We start from the raw sequence: 25,023 nt of genomic DNA, 5'->3' as shown, positions 1-25,023 counted from the left end.
CCTCCCCGCCCCCGGCCTGGCCGGCGCCGGCTTGGGCGCCGATCGGCATCAGTCGTCGAGATACACGATGCGATCGCCTTCGCCGGGAATGCATCCGTCAGCGATGGAAGACCAGCCGCGATGCACGATCACGCGCTTGCTGTCATGGCATATCTCGACACGCTCGCTGCCGGCAACGTGCGCTCGGACAAACTCTTCGATGGACGCCGGCAGGCTGATCTTCAATTTCATGGCAAAGAGATCTTCTTCGGGATGATCGTCAAGATGGATGAGCGGAACGAATCCCGCGGCGAACATCAACCAGCGCGAATCGACCGCCACCGGTTGCGGCATATAGCCCTCCTCGCGCAGCCAATTCTGGGCGCGCTGGCGCAGGTCATCCCCATCCGGGAGCCCGCCCCAGGCGGCGGCAAGCAACTCCATCAGCCACTGATTGCAATTCTGGTACTGCAGTCCGTACGCATAGGCGTTGGCGCTGTAGTTGGGCGCGAGCAGGCGCAGCGCCGCCCCTGTATCGTTCGCCGCCTGTTGCAGGATCCACTCCGAATCGGCCGGCAGCTTCACGGCGGAGATATATCCAAGCGCGGCGTTATCGATTCCCATCGCAAATCCGGCCAGCCCCTGGTCGTAGATGCGTGGGCGCGATTCATCGCAGGCATAGTAAAGCTGCCGGGCGGTCCATGTTTCGTTTTCCGAACGCCGGGCGATGGCGGCATGAGAGTAGCGGATATGAAAGCGTGACAGGTCCAGGCCGGAGCGGCTGATCAATATGGCATTGCTATTCATGGCGGCCAGCTCGCTGCGCACCACCGCCGCAAACTGCAGCACGCGATCTTGCTGGCGCGCGCTCAGTGGTTTCGTTCTGTCGCAAAAGTCGGATGCGGCCGAAGCGCCGGATCCGGCCTGTGCCGTTCCTGTGAACGCAATGCAAATGAAGATGAAGATTGCCGCGGATTTGAGCAGATAGCGTTTAATCACATGCCTACCACGCGTCGTGCCGCAAGTTCATCGTGCCAGTTATCGGCAAGCACCAGGTAGAACGGGTCTTTGGTATCGCCCCTGGAAAACTCAAAGCCATATGCGCGACGCTGGGCATGGATGAAATCTCCTTCTTTCATGGCCTGCTTGTCCAGGACTTGCGCCGGCAAGTCCAATACCACGCGCTGCTTCAAATCCTCGGTCTGCATGGTTACCCGCATGAACGCCGCCCGATCCGGCGTTTGCGCAATATCGATAATGCGGTAATCGCCGTTGGCGACCTTGTCTCCATCCGTGGAACTATTGCTCGAATCGCTCAGCGAATCCGAGATGCTGCCGCTGGAAGCGGAGCCGGCGCTGGAGGCGGACGACGCAAAACTCTCCGCATCGGCATGAAAGGCGGCGCCTGCCATGGCAATGAAACAGGCGAGGCGAAGGTTTCTCATCAAATTCACAGGGGCTCCTTGGGGCTAAAAATATTTTCAAACATTAATGATCGATCGGTCATTAGCAATGATACACTGATTAGTGATCGATCGGTCATTATAAGTTCCGTATTGCCGATCCTCATTTCCATATCTTGAAATTTGCCCAGCCACACATTGACTTGCCAAGGAAACCCCATGCCCAAACTTTCGAAAACAATCTTTGCCCTGATTTGCATCTCGTTGGTGTCGCTCGCCGGCTGCAGCAGCACCAAGCCTGTGCCTTACACCGGCCTCAGCTCCTCGGTTCAGCTGCAGAAAAACGCGCAACAGGACGCCGACAAGATCCCTTACCTCTACTCTTCCAATGTGAACTGGAATAACTATTCCGCCCTGGTGATTGAGCCTGTCGCCATTTACACCGGGACAGACAATCAGTTTGGCGATTTGGCCGAGGGCGACAAGCAAGAACTTTCAACATACATGGATGCGGAATTCAGAAAAGTGCTGAGCCAACGCTTCCGGATCGATAACAAGACCGGCCCCGAGACGCTCAGGCTCAAGCTGACGTTGACAGGCGCCGGCACCAACACGGCCGTAGCGTCCACCGTTACCCGTTTCGACCTGGCCGGCATGCCTTACAACGTTGTGCAATCGATCCGCGGAAAAGAAGGCATTCTGATGGGATCGGTCAGCTATGCGGTCGAAATCTACGACGCCTCCAGCAATCGCCTTCTGAAAGCATTCGTGACAAAGCAATATCCCAACGCGATGAATATTGCCGCCACCTTCGGTTCGCTGAGTGCCGCCAAGACCGGGATCGACAAGGGCGCCGAGAATTTGCTGGCGCAAATGAAATAACCGGTGAATAGCCAATGATCAAGGCTGCGCAGGCTGCATTCCAGGAATCGGCGCTGGTCTGAATCCATAAACAAACCGTCCAGATGGTTTTGTAAGTACGCCGGAACTGCTATAGTTCCGTGCAATTTGCTGCAGTGCACAGCGGCTTGTCGGGACCGGCGTCAGCCGCGTAGTTGTTGTTCCGCTATCGCGCCCACCATCCGCGATAGCGGCCCGCCAGGCCAACCCGGCCTGCGCCGAAAAACTGATTGTTGAGGAACATAAAATGCGTACCACTTATCCCCCGGACCGCGAGGGCGCGCTCAGCGCCGCCACGGCCGGCATCGAAAAAGGCGCGGATGCCTTGATGGCCCGACTGCGCTAACGGCGACAAGTGCGGCGCCATGGACAAGCTCGGCCGAAATGATCCTGAACCGCGCGACTGGATTGCGGAAGCGCGGCGCAATGACCTGGTCGCATGCAAATATTGCGATGCGATCCACGCATTCACGGCGCCAGGCGCCGTCCAGTCCGCGCATTGCCAGCGATGCGGCAGTTCGCTTTATGCCCGCGGGCCGGTCCAGAGCCATTGGATGCTGCCGCTGGCGATTGCCGCGCTGTTTTTTTTCATCATCGGCAATGTCTACCCAATCGCCAGGATCAATATCCAGGGCATCGCCGTCCAGGCCACGCTGTGGGAATGCATATTGCGCATGAATGCGGATCGCATGACGCCGTTGTCGATATTCATGGTCGTGACGACCATCCTGTTCCCGGCGCTTGAACTGGTTCTCATGATTTTCCTGCATGCGCGACCGGCCCAGGCCCGGCCGCGGCTCAACAGCAAAATCTTCCGCCTGTTAAAGCATGTGCGGCCATGGAGCATGATCGAGGTCTACATGCTGGGGATGCTGGTCACCATTTGCCAGCTGACCACCATGGCAACGGTCATCCCCGGGATATCCCTGATATCGACGGGACTGCTGGTGGTTATCCTGGCCGCGATCCTGACTTTCGATTCGAGAGAAAAGTGGCAGTAGAACGCGCCCAAAACGATCTTTATCCGAATGTGCAATCGGCCAGATCCATGGGGCTGGTGTCCTGCCCCACCTGCCAGCGGCTGCACAACCGGTTCATGATCGAACGCCGCTGCACCCGTTGCGGAACCGTTCTGCGCGACCGCATCCATAACAGCCTCACCCGCAGCTGGATACTGTTGTTTCTGGCCCTGGTGGCCTATGTGCCGGCCAACTTGCTCCCGATTACCTATACGCATTCGATGCTGGGCTCCTCGAGCCACACCATGTTGTCCGCAGCGGCGTTTTTCTGGTTCTCGGGCGCGCATGGGCTGGCCATTCTCATCTTGTTGATCAGCGTCGTCATCCCGTTGGCCAAGATCCTTGGACTGGCGGCCTTGCTGCTCTCGACGCAGCGCAAATCCATTGACCGGCTCCGGCAGAAAACGCGGTTCTTCCAACTGCTCGAACTGATTGGCCGATGGCCCATGCTCGCCGTATTCGTCGTCGTCCTCCTGGCATCCCTGGTGCGCGCCGGCGCCCTGCTGAGCATGACCGCCGGCCCGGGGATTTTAGCCTTTGGGGCGATGGTCATTTTCACGATGCTGGCGTCATCGAACTTCGACCCAAGGCTGATTTGGGATGCAGTGGATGCCTATGAATAGAACCGGCACGGCCCGCCCCATGATGAGCGCCGATGAAGATAAATCCATGCGCCGCATCCGCCACACTTCTCTGTGCGCCATCCTCTTGGCCGGCCTGCTTTTATCCGCCGGGTGCGGCTCGCCGCCGATGCGTTATCACAGCCTGCTCACGCCCATCGTTCAGGATTCGGCAACCGGGCGCGCCTCGGCTGCCGCCTCAAACACGTCGGGCACATCAAGCACATCAAGCGCGGCGATGCTCATCGAAGTCGAGAAAATCGGCGTCCCCGCAGGCCTGGATACGCCACAGCTGATGTATGCCAATGCCGACGGCACTCTGCGCGTCCTGGAACATGACAGGTGGGCCTCCTCCTTCTCCGACGAGCTGAGGTCGGCCCTCTCCGTCAACTTGCAGGATCGGCTCGCGGCCCGGGACGCATATAAGCTTTCACTGCCCGCGGATGCCCCCAGGTTTCTCGTCAGCGCGGCACTCGTACAGGTCGATATTGGCAATGCGCGGCGGTTCTATGGCGTCATCCAATGGAACGTGCGCAGCCTGCCTGACGGCAAGGCCCTCATGGGCAAGACCGTCCTCGACCTGCCGATTGCCAGCGGGCTCGATAGCCAAATCGCCGCCTATCGCCGGCTGCTGCAAAGCGCCGCCGGCGACATCACGCTGGCCATCCGGTCATTGCAGCAGATCTCGAAATCGTAGCCGGCCTCAGGGCTCAGGCCTCGGGCGTCGCCAACGCCCTCCTCGATCGCATCCCCGAATCATGCGGCCCGCCGCCACTCTCCGGCGTCGCCCACACGATGTTGCGGGACGGATCCTTGATGTCGCACGGAATGCGTAGCGAAGCAAACGGTTCGAAAGTGAAACACGCTACAATTGCACTTCGATCAAAACCGTCGCATAACAATAGCAATTTGCCATGCCTACACGTTCCACTGCGTCCACCGCCACCAAGCCGAAGCCAGACCGGAAGGCGGGACGATCCTCCCTCTTCATCGGCTCCACCGAGAAGACCTTTCAGGTATTGCATACCTTCGCCGGCCCCAACCGCCATATGACGCTTGGCGATATCGCGCGCGCCTCCGGGCTGGACCGCAGCGCCACGCAACGTGTCGTGCATACGCTGGAAGAACTGGGCTATCTGTATCGCGTGCCGGACACGCGCAATTACGGCCTGACCAGCAAGGTGCTGCAATTCGCCTACAACTACATCAGCGCCAACGAACTGGTCGACAAGGCGTCGCCGTACCTGCTGGATATCAGCCGCCATATCGGCGAAACCGCCAACCTGCTGGAGCTCGATGGCCATGAAATCGTGTTCGCCGCGCGCTTTCCCGGGAAACACCTGGTCAACATAGACATCGTGGTCGGCGCCCGCCTGCCCGCGGCTTTCACCGCCGCCGGCACCGCCATCATGTCGCGCCTGCCGGAAAGCCGGGTCAAGGAAATCCTGGCGCAGACCAAGCTGGAAGCCATGACCCCATTTACGCAGACCAACCCGGCCAAGCTGATGGAGCGCATTCGCCAAGTCGCGCGCCGGGGATATGCCGTCATCGAAAACGAGACCGTGCTGGGCGACATCTCGGTGGCCGCGCCAATCACCGACCACGGCGGTATCCCGGTGGCGGCGATCAGCATTGCCGTGCCGACCTCGCGCTGGACGCGCGAACGGGTCGAGAACGAACTGGCGCAGCATGTCCAGGTCGCCGCCACGTCAGTGTCCAAATCGCGTCTGCAAGGCTTTCGCCGCTGATACCGCTGCTACCGCTAATGCCGCCGATACCGATGGCGCAGGCCAATGCCGCCTGCGCCATCGTCCATTCAAGCTGCCGGCAACGACTCGAAGATCGCCAGTTGCTTCTTGAGCTCTTCGCGCATGCGCGCCACCAGATCGGTCGCCGGCGGCACCAGCGGCGCCAGCATCTCGGAGGCATGCACGCCGATGAGATCCATGACCGCCTTCATCGGCCCCGGATTGGTTTCGGCGAATGCCAGATTGAGCAGCGGAATCAGGCTGCGGTGCAGCTCGACCGCCTCGCGGATCTTGTCGGCACGCCCCAACTGATAGATCTTCTGCCATGCGGTGGGCAACAGCGATGCCGTCACAATGATGCCGCCGCGCGCGCCGGCAGCCAGGTGCATCGGGAAAAGATGGTCTTCGCCGCTGAGCACCGCAAATGAGTCATCCACGCCGGCGACCGTGCGCAGGAAATGCCACATGTCGGTATTGCACGCCTTCATGCCGATGATGCGCTCGTGGCGGGACAGCTCATGGATCACTTCCGGCGCGATGGCGATACGGGTACGGTAGGGAATCTCATAGAGCAGGATGGGCACCGGCGATTCGTCGGCATAGCGCATGAAATAGTCGCGGATGCCGGCCTGCGTCGGATTGGTGTAGTACGGCGTAAGCACCAGCAAAGCGTCGGCACCTGCCGCGGACAGGTCGCGCGCGGCGGCCATGGCGTCGTGATATCCCGGGTCCAGCACGCCGGCGATCACCGGAATGCCGCCCTTGACCTCCGCGCTCACGACTTCCGTCATGCGCACGCGCTCGGCGCGCGCCAGGGCGCCATATTCACCGGTGCCGCCCAGCGGCAGGATACCGTCGATGCCCTGCTTGAGCAGGAAGCGCACCAGCGCCTGGGTGGCCGCGACATTGATGGTGTCGTCGGCATTGACCGGCGTCGGGATGGCGGGCATGACGCCCTTCAGGGATGCGGCGGAAAGCATAGTGTTACCTTTCTGTAAAAACTCAGGAAGCCAGATTGCGGCGACGCAGGCGGTCGGCCACGGAAATGAGAACGGTGATGAAGGCGAACAGGCAGGTTGACACGGCCGCGATGACCGGCGAAACCTGCATCGTGGTTTCATCCCAGAACTGCTTGGGCAAGGTGGTGCTGAGGCCACCCGTGGTAAAGAGCGCGATGGTCAGCTCGTCGAACGAGGTAGCGAAGGCGAACAGGAACGAGGACAGCATGCCCGCGCTCAGGATCGGCAAGGTCACCCGGCGCAAGGTGGCCAGCGGCCCGGCGCCCAGGCTATGGGCGGCGTGGTCCAGGCGGGTGTCGTAGTTGCGCAGCACCGCCATCATGGTGATGACCACATACGGCACCGCCACCACGGTGTGCGCCAGCATCAGGCCGAACGCCGAACCCACCAGGCCGACCTTGGCGAAGAAATAGAACACGCCCACGGCCAGGATCATGCGCGGCACGATCATCGGCGCCAGCACCAGCGCCAGCAGCCCGGCATTGCCACGGCCGTTGCCGCGCACCAGCAGGAAGGCCATCGGGGTGCCGATGAGCATCGACAGCAGGCCCGTGCCCAGGCCGACCAACATGGAACGGCCAATCGCATCCATCCACACCGACGAATCGAAAACCTGCCGATACCACTGCAGCGAGAAGCCACGCGGCGGCCACGCCAGGCCCGAGGCCGAATCGACCGAGAGCGGAATCATCATGAACGCGGGCGCGCTCAAAAAGGCCAGCAGGATCAGCGCTGACCAGTTCAGCCAGCGGCGTTTGGGCGCCTGGCGTTGCGCCCGGCCCGAGAATGGCGACAGCAAGGCATCGGTGGCATGGCCCAGGCCGCCGAGGATGGCATTGCCGATCCGGCGCAGCACGCCGTTGCCGCCCGATTGGCGCGCGGCGGCGGCATTGCTGCCGGCCATGGTCGACAAGCCCACCAGGCGGTCGTAGATCACGAAGACGATCAGCACCACCACCAGCAGCAACACCGAAATCGCCCCGGCAAAGCCCCAGTTCAGCGCCTGCATTACCTGGTCGATGATGAGTTGGGTGATCATGGTTTCATGGCGCCCGCCCAACAGCGCCGGGGTAATGAAGAAGCCGATGGCGGTGACGAACACCATCAGTGCGCCCGACGCCACGCCCGGCAGCGACAGCGGGAAATAGATGCGCCAGAACGCCGTGCCCGGAGGCGCGCCCAGGGTGGATGCGGCGCTGGGCAGGCGGCGGTCGATGTTTTCCATCACCGACAACATGGTCAGAATGGCCAGCGGCATCAACGCATGCACCATGCCCACTACCACCGCCGGCAGGTTGTAGAGCAGATTGAGCGGCGTGTCGATGATGCCCAGGGACTTCAGGATCCAGTTGATCACGCCATTGCGCCCCAGCAAGACCACCCAGCCGAAAGTGCGCACCAGGAAGCTGGTCCAGAAAGACAGCAGGACCCAGTACAGCAGGCGGTTCTTGCTCTTGCCGGTGGCGCTGGAAATCAGATAGGCGACCGGATAGCCGAACAGCACCGAAAACAAGGTGGTCAGCAGCGACACCTTCAGGGTGATCCCGAGCACCTCGAGATAGACCGATGAAGCAAACAGCTTGCGGTATTCGTTGAGGGTGAAACCGGCGTCATTCTTGATGCTGAGCATCAGCAGCTGGCCCACCGGGTAGACCAGCAGCACCAGCAACAGAATCAGCAACGGCGCCGACATCAGCACCGGACGCAAGCAACGGCGCCAGGGCGCGGGGCGCGCCGTGGAATGGGACGAGAGTGCGGTTGGCTTCATGGCTTATCCCGGAATGGCGACGGCGTCTTCGGCCTTCCACGACAGGCCCAGCGGCTGGCCCATCTGGTAGCGGCCGCCCATGCGGCGAGTGGGATAGGACGCCACCACCACAGCCGTATCGGCGCCGCTGTCCTGCAGATAGAGCTTGGTCATGCCGCCGGTCACCATGACGTCCATCAGCTTGCCCTGCAGCAGGGCGGGGTCGACGGCTTCATGCACTTCATGCACCTCATGCACGATCATGTTCTGCGGACGGATCATCACCTTGACCTGGTCGCCCGCCTTGATCCGGCTGTCATACGCCATGGCCCAGCCCTTGTCCTGGCCGGCGATGGCAACCTGCACGCGCTCGCCGTCGCGGGCGATGACGCTGGCCTCGAGCAGATTGGACTCTCCCAGGAAATCGGCCACGAAGACGCTGCCGGGACGAAAATACAGATCGTCGGGCGTGCCCAGCTGGGCAATCTCGCCGGCATTCATCAGGCAGATGCGGTCCGACATCGTCATCGCCTCTTCCTGATCGTGCGTGACGTAGACGATGGTGGTGCCCAGTTCGCGGTGGATGCGCTTGATTTCCAGCTGCATGTGGTCGCGCAGCTTCTTGTCCAGCGCCCCCAGCGGTTCATCCATCAGAATGATGGAGGGCCGGTACACCATGCAGCGCGCCAGCGCGATGCGCTGCTGCTGGCCGCCGGAGAGCTCGCGCGGATAGCGCCCGGCCACGTGCGGCAGGTGCACCATCTCCAGCGCCTCCATGACCTTCTTGCGCGCCGTGGCGGCATCGACCTTGCGCATCTGCAGCGGGAAGGCGATGTTTTCAGCCACCGTCATGTGCGGGAACAGGGCATAGTTCTGGAACACCATGCCGATATCGCGCTCATGGGGCGCGCCGTAAGTGACGTCGGCGCCATTGATGGTCATGCTGCCTTCATCCGGCTGGGCCAACCCTGCAATCAGGCTGAGCAGCGTGGTCTTGCCCGAGCCGCTGGGGCCCAGGAGGGTCAGGAATTCACCCTGGGCGACATCGAGATGGGTCGGCGCGAGCGCCACGAAATCCCCATAACGCTTGCTCAGGCCCGAGATGCAGAGGTTGGAAGCTGCCATGATGTAATGATCTTGCCAAGGATTGATGACGAGGACTTGGGGCTTACCCCAGGATCCAGCGATTGAAACGCTCCAGCGCCTCGCCCTGGTGCTGCTGCCAGTACTTGGCGTCGATCTGCACGCCGGCGTTGATGTAGACCGGGAAGGTTGGCGAATTGTTGGCCACTTCCGGCTTGATGTAGTTGAACGCTTCCGGTTGCGGGATCCCGGCCGGGAAGAAGTCGACCAGGCCGGCCATGCGCTTGGGATCGCTGGCGAACCGGATGAATTCGCGGCAAGCCTGGACATTCGGACCGCCCTTGAGAATCGCCCAGCTGTCGCAACCCCAGATATTCTGGTTCCAGACGATGCCCACCGGCGCCCCGTTGGCGATGGCGCCCTGCGCGCGCGACACCCAGGTGCACACCATATCCACTTCCCCCGAGGTCAGCATCTGCTCGACCTGGGCGCCGGTGGTCCACCAGACGTCGACATTCTTGGCGATCTTGCTCAGGCTGTTGAAGGCGCGGTCGAGATTGCAGGGATAGACCTGGTTGGTCGGCACGCCATCGGCCATCAGCGCTTGCTCGATGGTGTCGAAGGGGTGTTTGCGCATGGCGCGGCGGCCGGGGAAGTCCTTGACGTTCCAGAAGTCGGCCCAGGATTTCGGCTCCTTGCGGCCCTTGAAGGCATCCTTGCGGTAAGCCAGCACCGTGGTATAGACGTTGTGGCCAACGCCGAACGGGGTCATGTATTGCTTGGGGATCTTGGCGATCACCGGGTCGTTTTCCAGGCCGTGGCGTTCCAGGTATTCCTTGCCGCCGGAAGTCAGGGTCAGCACCGCCGGCTGGCTGACCTTGGCCATGTCCCAGGTATAGGTGCCGGCATCGACCATGCTCTTGATCTGCGCGGTCGGTTCCGCGGTGGCTTGCGCGGCAACCACTTCGATACCGGTCTTTTCGCGGAACGGCTTGAAGAAGACTTCGGTATAGGCCTTGGTGTAGATGCCGCCGTCATCGCGCACCACGATGCGCTTGGTGGCCGCGCGCGAAGGCGTCCAGATGAACGGGAACGAGGCGGCGACAGCGCCTGCCGCCGCCGTCTTGATGGCGCTGCGGCGGCTCGGGTTTTCTACGATTTCACTTGCGGTTTGCTTCTTTTTCATCTGCTTCTCCAAAAAGGAACGGACACAATGAGGGAGCCGGCAGCCGCACGCGCGGCGCGGGCCGGGTAACACGAAGGCGCGGTACGGACAGGTGAGGCGATAAAGCGGGAATGCTTAGGGCAACAGACGCCCGGGGTTCATCAGGTTGGCGGGATCCAGCGCCGCTTTCACGGTGCGCATCAGCGCCAATTCCACCGGCGACTTGTAGTGCGCCATTTCCGGCAACCCGGTTTCGCCGACGCCATGTTCCGCGCTGAAGGTGCCGCCCAGCGCATGGGCAGCGTCATTGACGCAATGGCGCATGCGTTTGGCCATGGCATCCGGGTCCGGCAGCGCGCGCCAGGCGGCGAAATCGAACATCGGGATGAAGTGGATGTTGCCATCGCCCACATGGCCGACGATGATGATGTCCAGGCCGGGCACTTCGGCGTGCACCGCCGCCGTCGCGGCATTGATAAAGGCCGGCACCGCCGACACCGGCACCGCGCAGTCGGTGGTCAGCCCCATGCCTTCTTTCTTGTTGGCTTCGCTGACGCTATGGCGCAGCTCCCACAAGGCCGCGCGTTGCGCATGGCTGGAAGCGATCACGGCATCGTTCACCAAGCCTTGCTCCATGCCTTGTTCCAGCACGCGCAACAGGGTCTGGTGCATTTCTTCCTCGCCCTGGGTGTCGGCCAGTTCGACCAGTACATGCCAGGGGTGCATCTGCTCCAGCGGATTGCGGCGATCCGGCACATTCTTGATCACCAGTTCCAACTGGCGATCGTTCATCATTTCAAAGGCCGAGAGACGGGAGTCGCAAGCCTGCTGGAACAGGCCCAGCACTTCCAGCGCGGCTTGCGTGCTGGCCGGCGCGAACCACGCCATGGCCTGGTGAGCCGGCAGCGGATGCAACTTGAGGGTGGCGGCGGTAATGATGCCCAGCGCGCCTTCGGCGCCGATGAACAGGTGTTTCAGGTCCAGGCCGGTGTTGTCCTTGCGCAGCGCGCGCAGGCCATTCCAGATCGTGCCATCGGGCAGCACCACTTCCAGGCCCAGCACGTTGTCACGGGTATTCCCATAGCGCAGCACGCTGGTGCCGCCGGCATTGGTGCTCAAGGTTCCGCCGATCTGGCAAGACCCCTCGGCGCCCAGGCTGATCGGGTACAGGCGGTTGGCTTCGGCCGCCGCGTCCTGCACCGCTTTCAGGATACAGCCGGCCTCCACCACCATGGAATTGTTGGAAGGATTGATCTCGCGGATCTTGCGCATGCGCGCCAGATTGATGAGCACCGGACGCACGCCGTTCTTCTGCGGCACGGCGCCGCCGCACAGGCTCGTATTGCCGCCCTGCGGCAGCAGCGGCACGGCGGCCGCCGCACAGATCTTGACCACCTGCGCCACCTGCTCGGCGGTCGACGGCAACACCACGCACAACGCCGGCGCCTTGAAGCGCGCACGCCAATCCTCGATATAACTTTCCGTATCGGCGTCCGACGCCAGCACGGCATTAGCGCCTAATGCCGACTGCAACTTCGCCACCAAATCCTGACCTGCGACCATACACCTTCTCCCTCATGCATGTACCCATACGTGTGCCGCTACTGCAGATTCTTGAATCTAGAATAGAAGATCAAAAATCGCATGTAAATATTAGTAATTGCATGTCGATTATTTAAATCGGGGCGTGCGACAAGCGCAAGCCAGTCATGGATTGTCGACGAAAATAATTTTCAGAAAGGCGCCAACTCCCCGCAAATCCACTCCAGACAAGCGATTGCGAGCGATGATCCCTGCGCCGAATTTGTGCGGCGCAAGAAAAAATTCTCCAATATGGAACGCATGCCGCCAGTTAATGGTGCATCGCCATGACGTGGCAAAGTTTTATTTCAGTGGATTTTTACTGGATGGAGTCTTGCTGGATGAGGAGCAGACGGGGGCGGCCGGTCTTCTGGCGCAGAACAAGGGGTTCATTCTCGAACGCACCGAGGCCTTGTATGGGGATTCGCGGATTCGCAACTCGGGCGGGGACATAGCGCAAGTCGCCCTTGCGCACTCCCCCGCCGCCTTGCCATGACGCTCAAACGCAAGCGGTCACTGCGTTCATTCCAGGGCCGTTACCAGCTCCGGCACGATCTCGAACAGGTCGCCCACGATGCCGTAGTCGGCCACCGAGAAGATCGGCGCCTCTTCATCCTTGTTGATCGCCACGATCACCTTCGAATCCTTCATGCCCGCCAAATGCTGGATCGCGCCCGAGATGCCGACCGCGATGTACAGGTTGGGCGCCACGATCTTGCCGGTCTGGCCAACCTGCCAGTCGTTGGGCACGTAGCCCGCGTCCACTGCCGCGCGCGAAGCCCCCATGGCCGCGTTCAACTTGTCGGCCAGCGGCTCCAGGATCTTGAAGCTTTCCGACGAGCCCATGCCGCGCCCGCCCGAGACGATGATCTTGGCCGCGGTCAGTTCCGGACGATCCGACTTGGCCACCTCGCGGCCGACGAAGCTGGACTTGCCCGAATCGGCCACCGCCGGAATGCTTTCCACCACCGCCGAACCGCCTTGCGCAGCCTGGTCGAAACCGGTGGTGCGCACGGTGATCACCTTGATCGGGTCAAGCGACTGCACGGTGGCAATCGCATTGCCGGCATAGATCGGACGCTCGAAGGTGTCGGGCGAATCGACCTTGGTGATGTCGGAGACCTGGCCCACATCCAGCCTGGCGGCCACGCGCGGCAGGATGTTCTTGCCGTAGGCGGTGGCCGGCGCCAGGATGTGGCTGTAGTCCTTTGCGATCGCCAGGACTTGTTCCGCCACGTTCTCGGCCAGGCCGTCGGCGAATTGCGCGGCATCGGCCAGCAGCACCTTGGCTACGCCCGCCACTTGCGCGGCGGCATCGGCCACTGCCTTGGCATTCGATCCTGCGACCAGGACGTGGACATCGCCGCCGGCCTGCACGGCGGCGGTGATGGTGTTGAGGGTGCTGCCTTTCAGGCTGGCGTTGTCGTGTTCGGCAATAACGAGTGCGGTCATGATCAGATCACCTTTGCTTCATTTTTCAGTTTCGATACCAGCGTGGCCACGTCCGGCACCTTCACGCCGGCGCTGCGCTTGGGCGGCTCGGCGACCTTCAGCGTCTTCACGCGCGGCGCCACATCCACGCCCAGTTCATCGGGCTTGACGATATCCAGCTGTTTCTTCTTGGCCTTCATGATATTGGGCAGCGTCACGTAACGCGGCTCGTTCAGGCGCAAGTCGGTGGTGATGATGGCCGGCAAGGCCAGGGACAGGGTTTCCAGGCCGCCGTCCACTTCGCGGGTAACCGTCACCTTGCCCTCTTCCAGCACCACCTTGGAAGCGAAGGTGGCTTGCGGCCAGCCCAGCAAGGCGGCCAGCATCTGGCCGGTCTGGTTGCAGTCGTCGTCGATGGCCTGCTTGCCCAGGATGATCAGTTGCGGCTGCTCCTTCTCGGCCAGCGCCTTGAGGATCTTGGCCACGGCCAACGGCTGCAGTTCCACCTCGGCGCCGACTTCGGCCAGGATGCCGCGGTCGGCGCCGATGGCCATCGCGGTGCGCAGGGTTTCCTGGCATTGCGTGACACCGGCCGACACCGCGATCACCTCGGTGATCTTGCCGCCTTCCTTGAGGCGCACCGCTTCTTCCACCGCGATTTCGTCAAACGGGTTCATCGACATCTTGACGTTCGCAATATCCACGCCCGTGCCGTCGCTCTTGACGCGCACTTTCACGTTGTAATCCACTACGCGCTTGACTGCTACCAATACCTTCATGGGATTTCCTTAGATGTAATCGAGGGATTATTTTTTCCTGGCTTTTTCCGAACCCGGAGGCACGCCTTCCAGGCCGTAGCGCACGAACTTCATGTAGCTCTCGGCGATCTTTGGCGGCAACTCCTTTTGCTGGTCGTCGCTATAGGCGTAGCGCATGGCCAGGTAGCTGCGCGCGGCCATCAGGATCAGCACGATGGGTTCCAGCTCGCCCAGGGTGAAATTGGGAAACTCTCCCTGGCGGTGCGAATGCTCCAGGAAGTGCATGTACTGTTTGACGACGGCATCGAAGTGGGCCTTGTGCCCCTTGGGGGCGAAACTTTCCGCCTCGTTGAGGATGCGAAAAAAATGCGGCTCCTGCTCAAGAAAGGAAAAGAAGCCCAGGAAGCCCATCTTTTCCAGCTCGGCAAAGCTGTGGCCGCCCACCGCCGCACTCTTGATATGGCGCTGCATGTTGGCGCCCAGCGCCGGCAGCAAGGCGTCCAGGATGTCCTGGCGCGTCTCGAAGTAGTTATAGAAAGTCCCCTGCGCCACGCCGGCCTTCTGCGTAATGCGCGCCACGGAGGCTTCGGCATAACCCACCTCCCCGACCACCTCGGCCGCCGCCTTGAGCAGGGCGTTGCGGATGAGCTCGGATTTCTCGCTGCGGTTGCGGCCGTTACGCCAGTCGCCCGGCGCCTGCAGCTCTGTTTCATTGCTCATGTTGGCGTTATCTTTTTTAGGTGCTGGCATAGAAATTTCAGGTCAAAAATGCAAAGGTCTAGCATAAGCCGAAAGCACCGCTTCATGCATCGCCTCCGACAGGGTCGGATGGGCGAAGATGACCTCGGTCAACTCGGCCTCGGTCGCTTCCAGCGCGCGGGCGATGCCGAAGCCCTGGATCAGCTCGGTCACCTCCGGCCCGCACAGGTGCGCCCCGAGAAGTTCGCCAGTATCGCCATCGAACAGGGTTTTGACAAATCCGGCCGCCTCGCCGATGGCCAGCGCCTTGCCATTGGCGATAAAGGGAAAGCGCCCCACTTTGACCTTCTTGCCGGTGGCCAGGGCCTGTTTTTCGGTCAGGCCGATGCTGGCCACTTGCGGGTGCGCATAAGTGCAAGCCGGGATCTGGTCGCGCCGCAGCGGATGGGGGTTGCCGGCGCCGGCGATCTTTTCCACGCACAGCACGGCTTCATGGCTGGCCTTGTGCGCCAGGCACGGCCCGCCGGCCACGTCGCCCACGGCATATACGCCCGCCACGCGGGTCTGCCCCCATTCATCGGTGACGATGTGGCCGCCCTTGACCTCGACCCCGATGCTGTCCAGGCCCAGGCCCTCGGTATTGCCCACCACGCCGATGGACACCAGCACGCGCTCGAAGGACTGGCGCGTTTGCTCGCCGCCCCTGGCCAGTACCGCATCCACCGCCCCGCCCGCCAGCGTCAACGACTTCACGCTGGTCGACGTCTTGATGGCAATGCCCTGGCGCCCGAATTCCTTGGCCACAAACGCCGAGACCTCATCATCCTCGGCCGGCAGCACGCGCTCCAGCGCCTCGACCAGCGTGACCTTGGCGCCCAGCGCGCCAAAGAAACTGGCGAACTCCATGCCAATGGCGCCGCCGCCGATCACCAGCAGCGAGGACGGCAAGGCCTTGGCGGCCAAGGCATGCTTATAGTTCCAGACATGTTCGCCGTCGGCGCTGACGCCCGGCAAGTTGCGGGCCCGCGCGCCGGTAGCGATCATGACATGCCTGGCCGTGAGCCTGGCCGACAACTTGCCCTCACGCTCCACGTCCACGGTATCGGCGGCGCCGAAACGGGCGCTGCCGGTGAAGACCGTGACCTTGTTTTTGCGCAGCAAATGCGCCACCCCATTGCTCAACTGCCCGGCGACCTCGCGTGAACGCTGGATCACCCGGTCAAAATCGATGCCCACCGACTGCGCCGACAAGCCCAGTTGCGGCAAATGCTGCATCTGGCGATAGACATTGGCCGTATGCAACAGCGCCTTGGTGGGGATGCAGCCCCAGTTCAGGCAAATGCCGCCCAGGTGCTCGCGCTCGACCACGGCGGTCTTCAGGCCCAGCTGTGCGGCGCGGATGGCCCCCACGTAACCGGCGGGACCGCCGCCGATGACGACCAGGTCGAATTGCTGTGCATTCATTGTGCGAAATCCTCTTGTGTATGTTGCAGGTGGCGCGCCGCATCGGCGAAGCAGGCCGTCACGCTGGCGATGCCGCAGCCGGCCGGATTGTCGATGAAGCGTTCCAGGCGGGTATAGATGCCGCTCGGGATCGCCGACTCGGCCCCCACCCGCAGCACCAGGGCGCGCGCGGTGTCGCGGTCGTAGGCAAAGTCGTCGGTCGTCATCAGCTGTTCATGGCGCCACTCGCGGCCATCCTCGCAGGCCAGCTCGATGGTGCAGCACAACCGCGCCACCGCCTCATCCGGCACCAGCGCGATGCGCGGAATCAGTTCACGCACGGCGGCATCATCGAAATCGGTCATGGCGGCCATGCCGGGCTGACCGTGGATCAGGGTCGTTGCGATGCAGAACGGGATGCTCATCAAGGTGCCCGAAATGCTGTGGAAGGGACCAGTCGCATCCATGCCCGCATAACCGGTTTCATAGGGGTTCATGCGCACCCGCACTTGCCGGATGCCGCGCGTGCCGGCCGCGCCCAGGCGCGCGCGTACTTGCAGCGCGGCGGTCACCGGCGTCTGGTTGAAGGCGCACACCGGATACGGCTTGAAGGTGACGCGGCTCACCGACCATTCGCGTCCCAGCTTGCCGGCCAGTTGCGCCAGCTTGCCGGCGTCGCAGTTCTGGCGCGCGAAGCTGCGGATGAAACCGGCGCGCCCCTCGAAGGCATGCGCGGCCGACACCGAGCCGGCCTTGGCCAGTTGCGCGGCCACCAGCCCGTTTTGCGCGGCCACGCCAACCTGGTAGCGCCATTCGTCGGTGCCGTCTGAAAACGACTGCAGGATGCCGCCCGACAGGGACGCAGCATTGGCCAGCGCCGCCGCGGCCTGCCGGCGCGACAGCTGCATCAGGCTGGCCGCCGCTGCGGCGGCGGCAATGCCGCCATACAGTGGCGAGGAGCGAAAACCGGCAGGCGTGGTGCTGCCGGCGAAGGCTTGTTCCAGCACGCCGCCGATTTCATAACCGGCCACCAGCGCCGTCAACAGGCCGGATTCGGGATAGCCGTCGGCCTCGATCATGGCGCTGAGCAAGGGCACCAGGATGGTGCCGAAATGGGCGGCGCCGCAGGTGTCTTCCTGGGCGCGCCCGTGGAACAGCGCGGCATTGGCCAGCGCCGCCCCCGCTGCGCGGGTCTTGCGGCCGTCGCCCAGCAAGGTGGCGCCGCCGGGATCGCTGCCATAGATGGCCAATGCCGTTTGCCGCGCCACCGGTGCATAGGGCGTGGCCAGGCTGCCCAGCGCAATGCCGTAGCTGTTGAGCAGGCAAGTGCGCGCCTTCTCCAGGATGTGGGCGGGAATGGCGTCTTGCCGAAGTTCGGTGACGAACGCGGCCAGGGCGGCTGACAGGCTCATGCGCTCTCCTCAGGCGACATTGCTGGACTGCTCGTTCAACTGGCCGCTCAACTGGTCGCGCAAGACCCGTTTGAGCACCTTGCCGCTGGGGTTGCGCGGCAGCGCGTCGCGAATCACCAGTGCCTTGGGCACCTTGAAGCCGGCCATGTGCTGGCGGCAGAAGCCGGCCACCGCGGCCAGATCCAGGGCATGGCCGGGCTGCAGCACCACGACCGCGGCGACGCTCTCGCCCCACTTGGCGTCGGGCAGGCCGATGACGGCCACATCGGCCACCGCCGGCATCATGAACAGCACCCGCTCGACCTCGGAGGAGGCGACGTTTTCGCCGCCGCTGATGATCATGTCTTTCTTGCGGTCGGTCAGGTAGAGGAAACCCTCGGCATCGAGATAGCCGACGTCGCCGGTGCGAAACCAGTTGCCGAAGAAGCTCCTGGCGGTCTTTTCCGGCTCTTGCCAATAGCCCGGGCTGACCTTGGGGCCGCGCAGGCAGATCTCGCCATCCACGCCGGCGCCGAGCTGCCGGCCTTCATCGTCGCAGATGCAAATTTCCACATGCGCCATGGCGCGCCCGGTGGAACCGATCTTCTCGATCTCGCGCCCGGCTTCCATCATGGTGTCGCCACTGCAGGTCTCGGTGAGCCCATAGGCGTCGATGTAGCGCGCCTGGGGGAAGATTTCGGTGAAGGCGCGGATGCGCTTCTCGGGGGTCTTCTCGCCGCCGCCGACGACCCAGCGGAAGCTGCCCAGGTCATGCTGGCGGTGGTGTTCGCTCGACAACAGGCGCCCCACCATCACCGGCGCCAGCCAGGCCCCGGTGATCTTTTCCTGCGCGATGGCGGCGAACACGGCGGCTTCATCGAAATTGCGCTGGATCACCAGCGCGCCGCCCTGCTGCAACAGCGCCATGCCGGGCAAGTCGAAGGCCCCTACGTGATACAGCGGCCCCACCACCAGCAGGCGGTCGGCCGCGCTCAGCGACAGCGCGGCGATATGGTCCAGGCATTTCCAGTAGAAATTGTCATAGGTGTGCATCACCCCCTTGGGCCGGTCGGTGGTGCCGGAGGTGTACATCAGCCGGAACAGGTCGTCCGGCCGGCGCGACACCAACGCCGCCGGCGCCGCATGGCGCGACAGGATGCGGGTGTCGCCCTGCATCGCTTCATCCAGCAGCACCGTGGCCGGCAGGCCCTGCACCAGCTCGGCCAGTTCCTGGTCGGCAAACACCAGGGTGGCCTGGGCATTGCCGGCGATGTAGGCCACCTCGTCGCGCGAAAGCCGGAAGTTGACCGGCAGGAAGACGGCGCCGATGTGGCTGACCGCCAGCGCGATCTCGACAAAGGCCGCGCTGTTCTTCATCACCACCGCCACCACCTGGCCCGGCACCACGCCGCGCGCCTGCAGGTAACCGGCCAGACTGGCGCTGCGTTCGGCCAGCTCGGCATAGCCGATGCGCTGGCGCTCATAGACGATCGCCAGTTGCGCCGGCGTGCGGCGGGCATGGTAGATGACTTGTGCACTGAGATTGACCATGATGCGAATCTCGTCTCCGTAGATTGTTATTGGGCGGACTTGCCGCTAATGCTGTTCAGTTAAGCCTTCCATCTGCAACTCGTCATCCCGGCGAAGGCCGGGATCCAGTGTCTTTCGTTGTGCCTCAATGGCCGTTGAACGACGCTGGACCCTGACCTTCGTCAGGGCGACGGAGATATTTCGGCTTAACTGAACGGCATTACGGACTTGCCGCCGTTTTTTTTAATTAGTAGGACTTTGGCATACCCAGGTCGTGAATGGCGATGAAATTGAGCACCATTTCCTCGGCCACCGGCGCAAAACGGAACAGCCGCGCGTCGCGCCACAGCCGCTCGACGTGGAATTCCTTCGAATACCCCATCCCGCCCATGGTCTGCATCGAGCGCTCGGTGGCGTCGGACGCAGCCTGGGCCGATAGCAGCTTGGCAATATTGGCGTCGCTGCCATAGGGCTTGCCCTGGTCGCAGAAGGTGGCGGCGCGGCGGTTCATCAGGCGCGCGGACTCGAGTTCGGCATAGGCCTGGGCCAGCGGGAACTGAATGCCCTGGTAGCTGCTGATGCTCTTGCCGCCGAACACCTTGCGCTGGTTGGCGTATTCCACCGCCAGGTTGATCGCCAGGCGTCCGGCGCCCACCAGCCCTGCGGTGGTGACGATGCGCTCGGTGTTGAGCACATCGAGCAACTCGTTGAAGCCATGATGCAGCGTGCCCAGCAATTCATCGGGCTCGATGCGCACATTGTCAAAGAACACCGAGCTGGACGGCAGCGTGTGGGTGCCGAGCTTGTCGATGGCGGTATGGGAGATGCCCAGCCTGTCGGTATCGATCATGAACAGGCTGATGCCATCGGTGCGGCGCTTGATCTCTTCCGGCTTTTGCGTGCGCGCCACCACCAGCATCTTGTGCGAGGTGGGCACGGCGGTGATCCAGATCTTCTGGCCGTTGAGGCGCCAGCCGTCGCCATCGGCGGCGGCGAAGCTGCGGATCTCCAGGGTGTTGCTGCCGGCGTCGGGCTCGGTCAGGGCCATGCAGAAATGCATCTTGCCGGTGATCAGCTGCGGCAGCCATTCGCGGCGCTGCTTGTCGGTGCCGAACTTCGAGACCGAGACGCCGCCGAAAATGGGGTTGATCATGAACAGCTGGCCCAGGGTGGAGCCGCCGCCCTGCTCGGCCAGCGCCTCGACGATGAGCGCCATCTCGAACATGCCCAGGCCGCTGCCGCCGTGCTCTTCCGGCAAGGCCACGCCGACCAGGCCGGCGTCGCAGATGGCTTGCCAGATCTCATGCGGGAATTTCTTGTGGGCGTCCAGTTCGCGCCAGTATTCCACGCCGTATTCGCGGCCGATGCGACGCGCGGTCTCGACCATCATTTCCTGCTCTTCCGACAATGCGAATTCCATTTGATCCTCCGTTGATTTTATTGAGCGCCGACCAGCAGCTTGAGCGGTTGGCTGAGATAGCCGGCCACCTGGTTGAGGAAAGTCAGTCCCGATACCCCGTCCAGGATGCGGTGGTCCGCCGCCAGCACCAGCCCCATCTCGCGCACCAGTTGCGGCGCGCCGTCGGCGCCGGGGCGGAAGGTCTCGTTGATGGCGCCCACGCCCAGGATCATGGCCTGGCCGGGGTTGATGATCGGCGTCATGTAGCGCACCTGGAACATGCCGGCATTGGACACCGTGACGGCGCCGCCCTGCATGTCGGGCACTGTCAGGCTGCCGCCGCGCGCGGCCTCGACCAGGCGCGAGGCATCCCGCGCCAGGCTCTCCAGCGGCACATTGCCGGCGCCGCGCACGACGGGAACGAACAAGCCCTTGTCGGTATTGACCGCCACGCCCACGTCGGCGCGATCGAAGCTGACGATCTCGCCGTCGGACCAGACCCGGTTGAAGGCGGGCAAGTCGACCAGCGCGCGTCCCACCGCCGCCAGCACAAAATGATTGAGCGTGAAGCGCACGCCGCCGCGCTCCTGCGCCAAGGCATTGAGCTGGCTGCGCAAGTCGAGCAAGGCATCGGCCCGCACATCCAGCGCCAGGTAGAAATGCGGCACCTGTTGCTTGGCCTCGGTCAGGCGCCGGGCCATGGCGGCCTGGACCGAACCGGGCTTGCTGCGCGCCGGCGCCGATGTGGCGGCAATGACTGTAGTGGCTAACGACGGCAGCGGCGTAGGTGCAGCCCCAAGCCCAGGCTTGGCAGCGGCCTGCTGCACGTCGCCGGCCTTGATGCGCCCGCGCGGCCCGGAACCGCTCAACCGGGCCAGATCGACCTGCAGCTGCGCGGCCAGGCGCCGCGCCAGCGGTGTGGCATAGACACGGCCCTTGGCTGGCGTACCCGCGCCGGCCACTGCTGGAGGTGCTGGCGGTGTTGGAGGTATTGGCGGCGCCGGAATGGCAACAGGCACCGGCAGCGGCGTTTCTGCCGCTGCCGGCGGCACTGGCGCTGCATTGGCCGCGCCTTCACCTTCCCAATGCCCCAGCAACTCCCCCACCGCCACGGTATTGCCCGCTTCGACCAGAATCTCCAGCAAGACGCCGTCGGCGTCGGCGGGGATCTCGGTGGCCACCTTGTCGGTCTCGACCACGAACAGGCAGTCGCCGGCCTTGAACGCCTGGCCGGGCTTGACCGACCATTCGGCTACAAAGCCTTCCACCATCGTCAGCCCCAGCTTGGGCATCAGCAATGCTTGTTTCATCGCTTATGCCCCTTGGAAGTCAGCCTTCCTCTTCTCGAGGAAAGCCGAGCACCCTTCATGCGCATCCCGGGTGTCGAGCACCAGGCCGATGATGGCCTGCTCATGCGCCAGCGCGGCGCCCAGCGGCATCTCGCTGCCGTGGCGCAGGTTGCGCTTGAGCAGCTTGAGCACCAGCGGCGACTTCTCGGCGATGCGCCCGGCCAGCGCCAGCGCCTGCGGCATCAACTCTGCGCGCGGCACGGCGCGGTTGCACAGGCCGTAGTCCACGGCCTGTTGGGCGCTGATCTGGTCGCCGGTAAACATCAGTTCCTTGGCGCGGCACAGCGGAATCTGGCGGATGATGCGCTGCGAACCGCCGGCGCCGGGAAACAGGCCCAGCGCAATCTCGGGCAGGCCCAGCCTGGCTTCTTCTGCCACCAGGCGGATGTCCAGGGTCAGCAGCAATTCGGTGCCGCCGCCCAGCGCCCAGCCGTTGATGGCGCCGATGGTGGGCTTGTCGCTGTCCTCGAAGCGGCGGAACACGCGATGGATGACTTCGGCGAATTCGTTGTAGTGCGCCAGCCCCTGGCGGCTGTTGAGGTCGGCGATGTCGCCGCCCGCCACGAAGGCCTTTTCGCCGGCCCCGGTGACCACGATCACGCGCACCGCGGGATCCTGCTCCAGCGCGCCCAATGCCGCCTCCATGGCCAGCAGGGTGTCGATGTCGAGCGCGTTCAACTGCTTGGGCCGGTTGATGGTGATGATGCCCACCGGCCCCTGCAATTGCGTGAGGATGTTTTCGTTGCTCATGGGATTCCCTTATAGATTGGCGATGGCAAGTTCAGGCAAGCGTCTTCCTGACCGCCCCGGCAATGCGCTCGGCATTGACCATGTAATGTTTTTCCAGGCTGCGGGCGAACGGGATCGGCATGAACGGCGCCCCCACCCGCAATACCGGCGCGTCGAGTTCGTCGAAGGCTTCGTCGGCGATGGTGGCGGCGATCTCGGCGCCCACGCCAAAGGCTTGCACCGCCTCGTGGGCGATCACCACCCGATGGGTCTTGGCCACCGAGGCCAGCACCGCATCGCGGTCCCAGGGCTGGATGGAGCGCAGGTCGACGACCTCGGCGCTGATGCCTTCCTTCTCCAGCGACTGCGCCGCGGCCAGCGCGTGGTCGACCGTCGCGCCATAGGTGACGATGGTGGCGTCAGTACCTTCGCGCGCCAGGCGGGCGCGTCCCAGCGGCAGCGCCAGGGTCTCGTCCACTTCGCCCTTCTTGCCGTACATGCCCTTGTGCTCGACGAAGATGACCGGATCGGGATCCTCGATCGAGGCGCGCAGCAGCGAGTAGGCATCTTGCGGCGTCGACGGGCACACCACCTTCAGGCCCGGCACATGGGCCAGCCATGCCTCCAGGCATTGCGAGTGCTGCGGCCCGGCATTGAGGCCGCCGCCGTGCGGCGTACGCAAGACCATCGGCACATGGCTGCGCCCGCCGAACATGAAGCGCGCCTTGGCGGCCTGGTTCACCAGCGCATCCATCGACAGGGTGATGAAATCCATGAACATGATTTCCACCACCGGACGCAAGCCGCCCATGGCCGCGCCCACCGCCGCCGAGACGATGCTGGATTCGGAAATGGGCGTGTCGCGCACGCGCTCGCGGCCGTATTGTTCCAGCAAGCCCTTGGTGGCCTTGAACGAGCCGCCGGCGGCGGCCACGTCTTCACCGAACACCACCACGCTGGCGTCGTCGCCCATGGCCTTGACCAGCGCCAGGTTGATCGCCTGTGCATAACGCAATTCAGACATGGCTGGCCTCCCCGGCAACGCGCCTGGTGTAGACGTCATCGAAAGCCGCCTCGAATTCCGGTTCCGCGCTGGCGCGGGCTGTTTCCACTGCCGCCGCCACGCGCTGCTCCGCCTGCTCGGCCACCTCCTTCAGGCGCGCCTCGGACACGCCGCATTTTTTCAACAGGTTCTCGGCGCGCTCGATCGGGTCCATGCCGCCCCCGGACGCCATCTCCTCTTTTTCCCGATACTTTTGCGGGTCGCCCTCGTAATGGCCGCGCACCCGGTGGGTCTTGCATTCGAGCACCTGGGGCTTGCCCTGGCGGGCCGCTGACACCGCGCGCTGGGCGGCATCGGCCACGGCCTCGATGTCGTTGCCGTCGACCAGGGTGTGATGCAGCGAGAAAGCGTCGGCCAGCTTGGCCAGCGGCGCCGCGAACTGGTCCTTGGTCGGGGAAAATTCCGACCAGCCGTTGTTCTCGCAGACAAACACCATCGGCAAGCGCCACAGCGAAGCCATGTTCAGGCTTTCATGCAGCACGCCTTCGGCCATCGCGCCGTCGCCGAAGAAGGCCACGGCCACGCCGCCGGTCTTGCGCACCGAATGCGCCAGCGCGCTGCCCAGCGCAATCGGGATGCCGGCGCCGACGATGCCGTTGGCGCCGATGATGCCCAGCGACATGTCGGCCACGTGCATGGAACCGCTGCGCCCGCCGCAGATGCCGCCGGCCTTGCCCATGATTTCCATGAAGAACATGTCCAGGTCCAGGCCGCGCGCCAGCACATGGCCGTGGCCGCGGTGGTTGGTGGCCATCGAGTCGCGCTCGTCGAGGGCCGACATCACGCCGGCGGCGATGGCTTCCTGGCCGATGCTCAGGTGGATGAAGCCGGGCACTTCGCTGTCGGCGAACAGGCGCGAAAGCTGCTGCTCGACGGTGCGGATCAGGCGCATGCTCTGGTAGCGCCTGATCATGCCCTCCGTATCGATATTCTTTTTCATGCGTGGTCCATGTGAGATGAATGGGAA

At 63.4% G+C, this 25,023-nt stretch carries 24 protein-coding genes and 1 pseudogene; 6 read left to right on the top strand and 19 right to left on the bottom strand.

Annotation, left to right across the window (positions count from 1 at the left end; all coding sequences use genetic code 11):
• Window positions 1-48: 48 nt before the first annotated feature.
• The gene (locus AC07N6_RS07530; protein WP_494779689.1) at window positions 49-978 is read right to left on the bottom strand and encodes a DUF2145 domain-containing protein; all 930 of its coding nucleotides are present in this window, start codon (window positions 976-978) and stop codon (window positions 49-51) included.
• Window positions 975-1,433 carry a hypothetical protein gene (locus tag AC07N6_RS07525; RefSeq protein WP_494779688.1) on the bottom strand — a complete coding sequence of 153 codons (459 nt, stop codon included), beginning with the start codon at window positions 1,431-1,433 and terminating at the stop codon, window positions 975-977. Before AC07N6_RS07525 ends, AC07N6_RS07530 begins: the two co-directional genes overlap by 4 nt.
• A 168-nt stretch (window positions 1,434-1,601) precedes the next feature.
• On the opposite strand from AC07N6_RS07525, the gene AC07N6_RS07520 reads away from it, so the two are divergent.
• The 4 genes from AC07N6_RS07520 (at window position 1,602) to AC07N6_RS07505 (ending at window position 4,618) form a co-directional block, all read left to right on the top strand.
• On the top strand, window positions 1,602-2,264 hold the full coding sequence (locus AC07N6_RS07520; protein ID WP_494779687.1) for a DUF3313 domain-containing protein: 663 nt from the start codon (window positions 1,602-1,604) through the stop codon (window positions 2,262-2,264).
• 383 nt (window positions 2,265-2,647) lie between these two features.
• The gene (locus AC07N6_RS07515) at window positions 2,648-3,283 is read left to right on the top strand and encodes a paraquat-inducible protein A (RefSeq protein ID WP_494779686.1); all 636 of its coding nucleotides are present in this window, start codon (window positions 2,648-2,650) and stop codon (window positions 3,281-3,283) included.
• Complete coding sequence (locus AC07N6_RS07510; protein WP_494779685.1) at window positions 3,274-3,924, top strand: paraquat-inducible protein A; 651 nt, start codon at window positions 3,274-3,276, stop codon at window positions 3,922-3,924. Before AC07N6_RS07515 ends, AC07N6_RS07510 begins: the two co-directional genes overlap by 10 nt.
• Before the next feature lie 19 nt (window positions 3,925-3,943).
• Window positions 3,944-4,618 (top strand): PqiC family protein, encoded by a 675-nt coding sequence (locus AC07N6_RS07505; RefSeq protein WP_494779684.1) that lies wholly within the window; start codon window positions 3,944-3,946, stop codon window positions 4,616-4,618.
• A gap of 13 nt (window positions 4,619-4,631) precedes the next feature.
• Here the strand turns inward: AC07N6_RS07505 and AC07N6_RS07500 are convergent.
• Window positions 4,632-4,745: pseudogene (locus tag AC07N6_RS07500) on the bottom strand (4Fe-4S dicluster domain-containing protein); the annotation flags it as partial.
• 90 nt (window positions 4,746-4,835) lie between these two features.
• Here AC07N6_RS07500 and AC07N6_RS07495 point away from each other — a divergent pair.
• Complete coding sequence (locus AC07N6_RS07495) at window positions 4,836-5,669, top strand: IclR family transcriptional regulator (protein ID WP_494779683.1); 834 nt, start codon at window positions 4,836-4,838, stop codon at window positions 5,667-5,669.
• 68 nt (window positions 5,670-5,737) lie between these two features.
• On the opposite strand, the gene dapA is transcribed toward AC07N6_RS07495, so the two are convergent.
• The 5 genes from dapA to AC07N6_RS07470 form a co-directional block, all read right to left on the bottom strand.
• Window positions 5,738-6,649 (bottom strand): 4-hydroxy-tetrahydrodipicolinate synthase, encoded by a 912-nt coding sequence (gene dapA, locus AC07N6_RS07490; RefSeq protein WP_494779682.1) that lies wholly within the window; start codon window positions 6,647-6,649, stop codon window positions 5,738-5,740.
• Between the two features lie 22 nt (window positions 6,650-6,671).
• On the bottom strand, window positions 6,672-8,456 hold the full coding sequence (locus AC07N6_RS07485; RefSeq protein ID WP_494779681.1) for an ABC transporter permease subunit: 1,785 nt from the start codon (window positions 8,454-8,456) through the stop codon (window positions 6,672-6,674).
• Between the two features lie 3 nt (window positions 8,457-8,459).
• A complete protein-coding gene (locus AC07N6_RS07480) occupies window positions 8,460-9,560 on the bottom strand; it encodes an ABC transporter ATP-binding protein (protein ID WP_494779680.1) in 1,101 nt (366 codons plus the stop codon).
• Between the two features lie 43 nt (window positions 9,561-9,603).
• Complete coding sequence (locus AC07N6_RS07475) at window positions 9,604-10,704, bottom strand: ABC transporter substrate-binding protein (RefSeq protein WP_494779679.1); 1,101 nt, start codon at window positions 10,702-10,704, stop codon at window positions 9,604-9,606.
• A gap of 114 nt (window positions 10,705-10,818) precedes the next feature.
• Window positions 10,819-12,246 (bottom strand): FAD-binding oxidoreductase, encoded by a 1,428-nt coding sequence (locus AC07N6_RS07470; RefSeq protein WP_494779678.1) that lies wholly within the window; start codon window positions 12,244-12,246, stop codon window positions 10,819-10,821.
• Window positions 12,247-12,343: 97 nt separating this feature from the next.
• Here AC07N6_RS07470 and AC07N6_RS07465 point away from each other — a divergent pair, with 97 nt between their 5' ends.
• Window positions 12,344-12,760 (top strand): hypothetical protein, encoded by a 417-nt coding sequence (locus tag AC07N6_RS07465; protein WP_494779677.1) that lies wholly within the window; start codon window positions 12,344-12,346, stop codon window positions 12,758-12,760.
• A gap of 26 nt (window positions 12,761-12,786) precedes the next feature.
• Here AC07N6_RS07465 and AC07N6_RS07460 read toward each other — a convergent pair whose 3' ends face one another.
• The 11 genes from AC07N6_RS07460 to AC07N6_RS07410 all read right to left on the bottom strand — a co-directional run bounded on the left by AC07N6_RS07460 (window position 12,787) and on the right by AC07N6_RS07410 (window position 24,996).
• Window positions 12,787-13,716, bottom strand: a complete 930-nt coding sequence (locus AC07N6_RS07460) for an electron transfer flavoprotein subunit alpha/FixB family protein (protein ID WP_494779676.1) — start codon at window positions 13,714-13,716, stop codon at window positions 12,787-12,789.
• A 2-nt stretch (window positions 13,717-13,718) separates the two neighbouring features.
• The gene (locus AC07N6_RS07455; protein WP_494779675.1) at window positions 13,719-14,474 is read right to left on the bottom strand and encodes an electron transfer flavoprotein subunit beta/FixA family protein; all 756 of its coding nucleotides are present in this window, start codon (window positions 14,472-14,474) and stop codon (window positions 13,719-13,721) included.
• A 27-nt stretch (window positions 14,475-14,501) separates the two neighbouring features.
• Window positions 14,502-15,173 (bottom strand): TetR/AcrR family transcriptional regulator, encoded by a 672-nt coding sequence (locus tag AC07N6_RS07450; RefSeq protein ID WP_494779674.1) that lies wholly within the window; start codon window positions 15,171-15,173, stop codon window positions 14,502-14,504.
• A gap of 42 nt (window positions 15,174-15,215) precedes the next feature.
• A complete protein-coding gene (gene lpdA / locus AC07N6_RS07445) occupies window positions 15,216-16,616 on the bottom strand; it encodes a dihydrolipoyl dehydrogenase (RefSeq protein WP_494779673.1) in 1,401 nt (466 codons plus the stop codon).
• The gene (locus tag AC07N6_RS07440) at window positions 16,613-18,007 is read right to left on the bottom strand and encodes an MmgE/PrpD family protein (RefSeq protein WP_494779672.1); all 1,395 of its coding nucleotides are present in this window, start codon (window positions 18,005-18,007) and stop codon (window positions 16,613-16,615) included. The genes lpdA and AC07N6_RS07440 overlap by 4 nt, the downstream gene beginning before the upstream one ends.
• Window positions 18,008-18,016: 9 nt before the next feature.
• Window positions 18,017-19,537: an AMP-binding protein gene (locus AC07N6_RS07435; protein WP_494779671.1), complete on the bottom strand. Its 1,521-nt coding sequence runs from the start codon at window positions 19,535-19,537 to the stop codon at window positions 18,017-18,019.
• A gap of 226 nt (window positions 19,538-19,763) precedes the next feature.
• Complete coding sequence (locus tag AC07N6_RS07430; protein WP_494779670.1) at window positions 19,764-20,936, bottom strand: acyl-CoA dehydrogenase family protein; 1,173 nt, start codon at window positions 20,934-20,936, stop codon at window positions 19,764-19,766.
• Window positions 20,937-20,953: 17 nt separating this feature from the next.
• A complete protein-coding gene (locus AC07N6_RS07425) occupies window positions 20,954-22,225 on the bottom strand; it encodes a dihydrolipoamide acetyltransferase family protein (RefSeq protein ID WP_494779669.1) in 1,272 nt (423 codons plus the stop codon).
• Between the two features lie 3 nt (window positions 22,226-22,228).
• Window positions 22,229-23,014, bottom strand: a complete 786-nt coding sequence (locus tag AC07N6_RS07420; RefSeq protein WP_494779668.1) for an enoyl-CoA hydratase/isomerase family protein — start codon at window positions 23,012-23,014, stop codon at window positions 22,229-22,231.
• A 31-nt stretch (window positions 23,015-23,045) separates the two neighbouring features.
• Window positions 23,046-24,017, bottom strand: coding sequence for an alpha-ketoacid dehydrogenase subunit beta (locus AC07N6_RS07415; RefSeq protein ID WP_494779667.1), 972 nt, complete (start codon window positions 24,015-24,017; stop codon window positions 23,046-23,048).
• Window positions 24,010-24,996: a thiamine pyrophosphate-dependent dehydrogenase E1 component subunit alpha gene (locus AC07N6_RS07410; RefSeq protein WP_494779666.1), complete on the bottom strand. Its 987-nt coding sequence runs from the start codon at window positions 24,994-24,996 to the stop codon at window positions 24,010-24,012. The genes AC07N6_RS07415 and AC07N6_RS07410 overlap by 8 nt, the downstream gene beginning before the upstream one ends.
• Window positions 24,997-25,023 lie beyond the last annotated feature (27 nt).

The sequence above is a fragment of the Herbaspirillum sp. GW821-FHT09A12 genome (assembly GCF_059418325.1).
The sequence above is the reverse complement of the archived record's forward strand: the minus strand, read 5'-3'. Positions and strand labels throughout refer to the sequence as shown.

What these genes read in the sequence shown, in the direction of transcription:
- AC07N6_RS07520 (WP_494779687.1), top strand. Translation starts at nt 1,602, where the DNA reads ATGCCCAAACTTTCGAAAACAATCTTTGCCCTGATTTGCATCTCGTTG.
- AC07N6_RS07515 (WP_494779686.1), top strand. Translation starts at nt 2,648, where the DNA reads ATGGACAAGCTCGGCCGAAATGATCCTGAACCGCGCGACTGGATTGCG.
- AC07N6_RS07505 (WP_494779684.1), top strand. Translation starts at nt 3,944, where the DNA reads ATGATGAGCGCCGATGAAGATAAATCCATGCGCCGCATCCGCCACACT.
- AC07N6_RS07495 (WP_494779683.1), top strand. Translation starts at nt 4,836, where the DNA reads ATGCCTACACGTTCCACTGCGTCCACCGCCACCAAGCCGAAGCCAGAC.
- dapA (WP_494779682.1), bottom strand. Translation starts at nt 6,649, where the DNA reads ATGCTTTCCGCCGCATCCCTGAAGGGCGTCATGCCCGCCATCCCGACG.
- AC07N6_RS07485 (WP_494779681.1), bottom strand. Translation starts at nt 8,456, where the DNA reads ATGAAGCCAACCGCACTCTCGTCCCATTCCACGGCGCGCCCCGCGCCC.
- AC07N6_RS07480 (WP_494779680.1), bottom strand. Translation starts at nt 9,560, where the DNA reads ATGGCAGCTTCCAACCTCTGCATCTCGGGCCTGAGCAAGCGTTATGGG.
- AC07N6_RS07475 (WP_494779679.1), bottom strand. Translation starts at nt 10,704, where the DNA reads ATGAAAAAGAAGCAAACCGCAAGTGAAATCGTAGAAAACCCGAGCCGC.
- AC07N6_RS07470 (WP_494779678.1), bottom strand. Translation starts at nt 12,246, where the DNA reads ATGGTCGCAGGTCAGGATTTGGTGGCGAAGTTGCAGTCGGCATTAGGC.
- AC07N6_RS07460 (WP_494779676.1), bottom strand. Translation starts at nt 13,716, where the DNA reads ATGACCGCACTCGTTATTGCCGAACACGACAACGCCAGCCTGAAAGGC.
- AC07N6_RS07455 (WP_494779675.1), bottom strand. Translation starts at nt 14,474, where the DNA reads ATGAAGGTATTGGTAGCAGTCAAGCGCGTAGTGGATTACAACGTGAAA.
- AC07N6_RS07450 (WP_494779674.1), bottom strand. Translation starts at nt 15,173, where the DNA reads ATGAGCAATGAAACAGAGCTGCAGGCGCCGGGCGACTGGCGTAACGGC.
- lpdA (WP_494779673.1), bottom strand. Translation starts at nt 16,616, where the DNA reads ATGAATGCACAGCAATTCGACCTGGTCGTCATCGGCGGCGGTCCCGCC.
- AC07N6_RS07440 (WP_494779672.1), bottom strand. Translation starts at nt 18,007, where the DNA reads ATGAGCCTGTCAGCCGCCCTGGCCGCGTTCGTCACCGAACTTCGGCAA.
- AC07N6_RS07435 (WP_494779671.1), bottom strand. Translation starts at nt 19,537, where the DNA reads ATGGTCAATCTCAGTGCACAAGTCATCTACCATGCCCGCCGCACGCCG.
- AC07N6_RS07430 (WP_494779670.1), bottom strand. Translation starts at nt 20,936, where the DNA reads ATGGAATTCGCATTGTCGGAAGAGCAGGAAATGATGGTCGAGACCGCG.
- AC07N6_RS07425 (WP_494779669.1), bottom strand. Translation starts at nt 22,225, where the DNA reads ATGAAACAAGCATTGCTGATGCCCAAGCTGGGGCTGACGATGGTGGAA.
- AC07N6_RS07420 (WP_494779668.1), bottom strand. Translation starts at nt 23,014, where the DNA reads ATGAGCAACGAAAACATCCTCACGCAATTGCAGGGGCCGGTGGGCATC.
- AC07N6_RS07415 (WP_494779667.1), bottom strand. Translation starts at nt 24,017, where the DNA reads ATGTCTGAATTGCGTTATGCACAGGCGATCAACCTGGCGCTGGTCAAG.
- AC07N6_RS07410 (WP_494779666.1), bottom strand. Translation starts at nt 24,996, where the DNA reads ATGAAAAAGAATATCGATACGGAGGGCATGATCAGGCGCTACCAGAGC.